The sequence below is a fragment of the Streptomyces alkaliterrae genome (assembly GCF_007097205.2).
Lineage (GTDB): Bacteria > Actinomycetota > Actinomycetes > Streptomycetales > Streptomycetaceae > Streptomyces > Streptomyces alkaliterrae.
In genome coordinates, this window is sequence record NZ_VJYK02000551.1 from 1 (window position 1) to 1706 (window position 1706).

Below are 1706 nucleotides of genomic sequence, written 5' to 3' on the forward strand. Positions count from 1 at the left end.
GCCCAGACCCAGACCTCGACTCCGACCGCCGCCGACTCCCAACTCCCGGACGGGCCACTGCTGTCGGTGCTCGGCGCCGACGTGCCGGTGCCGCTCGCCGGCGGCGGCGAGCGCGCCTACGCCGCCCTGGACCAGGCGGCCAGCGCGCCCGCCCTCGTCCGCGTCTGGGAGGACGTCGCCGCCTACGCGCCCTACTACGGCAGCGTGCACCGGGGCGCCGGCCACCTGTCCCGGCTGTCCACCGAACTCTTCGAGCAGAGCAGGGTCACCGTCGCCGGCTTCCTCGGGATCGACGCCGACGACCCCGACCGCCAGGTGGTCTTCACCCGCTCCACCACCGACTCGCTCAACCTGCTCGCCCGTGCCCTCCCGGCGGGCACCCGGGTGTTCGTCTTCGAGACCGAGCACCACGCCTCGCTGCTGCCCTGGCGCGACCACGACACGGTGGTCCTCGACGCCCCGGACAGCCCCTCCCGGGCCGTCGAACTGCTGGACCGCGCACTGGCCGAGGCGCCGCCCGGGCCCCGGCTGCTCTGCGTCACCGGCGCCTCCAACGTGACCGGTGAGCTGTGGCCGGTGGCCGAGCTGACCGAGGTCGCGCATCGGCACGGCGCACGTGTGGTCCTGGACGCCGCTCAACTCGTACCGCACCACCGGGTGGACGTCGGCCGACTCGGCGTGGACTGGGTGGCGTTCTCCGGCCACAAGCTCTACGCGCCCTTCGGCGCCGGAGTGTTGGCGGGCCGAGCCGACTGGCTGCGTGCGGCCGAACCGTATCTGGCGGGCGGCGGCGCCAGTCGGGGCGTCGAGCGGCGTCCGGACGGCGGGCTCGACGTCCGGTGGCAGGAGAGCGCGGCCCGCCACGAGGCCGGCTCGCCGAACGTCATCGGCGCCTACGCGCTCGCCTCCGCCTGCCGCGCGCTGACGGACGTCGGCTTCGAGCGGATCGCGGCCCGCGAACAGCGGCTGCTGGCGCGGCTGCGGCGTGGACTCGCCGACCTCCCCGAGGTGCGGGTGCTGTCCCTGTTCGGACCGGACGCCGAGCGGGTGGGCGTGGTGTCCTTTGTCGTCGACGGGTGGAGCAGCGGCCGGCTGGCGGACGCCCTGTCCGCGGAGTGGGCCATCGGGGTGCGGGCCGGGCTGTTCTGCGCCCACCCGCTGCTGCGGGCGCTGCTCGGCGCGGCGCCCGGCGGCGCCGGGGAGTGCGGCGGCGGAGAGCTGGACGCCGTGCGGGTGAGCTTCGGCGTCGGCACACCGGACGAGCACGTGGACCGGTTCGTCCGCGCGGTGCGCGAGCTGGTCGGGAGGAGCCCCGGCGGCGACTGCTGAACGGGGGAGGCTCAGGCGTCCAGGCCGATGGCGAACGCCGCTTCCAGGTCGTGCTGGCTGTAGGTGCGGAAGGCGATGTGCGTCTCGGTGGACAACACGCCGGCGACCTTGCTGATGCGGCCGGGGATGACGTCGGCCAGGTCGTCGTGCCGCGCGACGCGGACCATGGCGATCAGGTCGTGGGCGCCGGTCACGGAGTAGACCTCGCTGACGCCCTCCAGCGCGGCGATCTGCTCGGCGATCTCGGGGATGCGGTCGGTGCTGGTCTTGATGAGCACGATCGAAGTGATCACTTGGCGCTTCTCCCTCGGTTCCCTCGGTCGCCTGAGCTGGCGGGACTCCAGCGGCTCACTCTAGTGCCCCGCCCCGCGGCACCC

The 1706-nt window shown here is 74.4% G+C and carries 2 protein-coding genes; one reads left to right on the forward strand and one right to left on the reverse strand.

Annotated elements, in window-relative coordinates; genetic code table 11:
* Nucleotides 1–1329: aminotransferase class V-fold PLP-dependent enzyme (locus tag FNX44_RS26635; protein ID WP_407699218.1), on the forward strand; the 1329-nt coding region annotated here is incomplete at its 5' end.
* Between the two features lie 11 nt (nt 1330–1340).
* On the opposite strand, the gene FNX44_RS26640 is transcribed toward FNX44_RS26635, so the two are convergent.
* The gene (locus FNX44_RS26640; RefSeq protein ID WP_143651531.1) at nt 1341–1622 is read right to left on the reverse strand and encodes an Lrp/AsnC family transcriptional regulator; all 282 of its coding nucleotides are present in this window, start codon (nt 1620–1622) and stop codon (nt 1341–1343) included.
* Between the last annotated feature and the right edge of the window lie 84 nt (nt 1623–1706).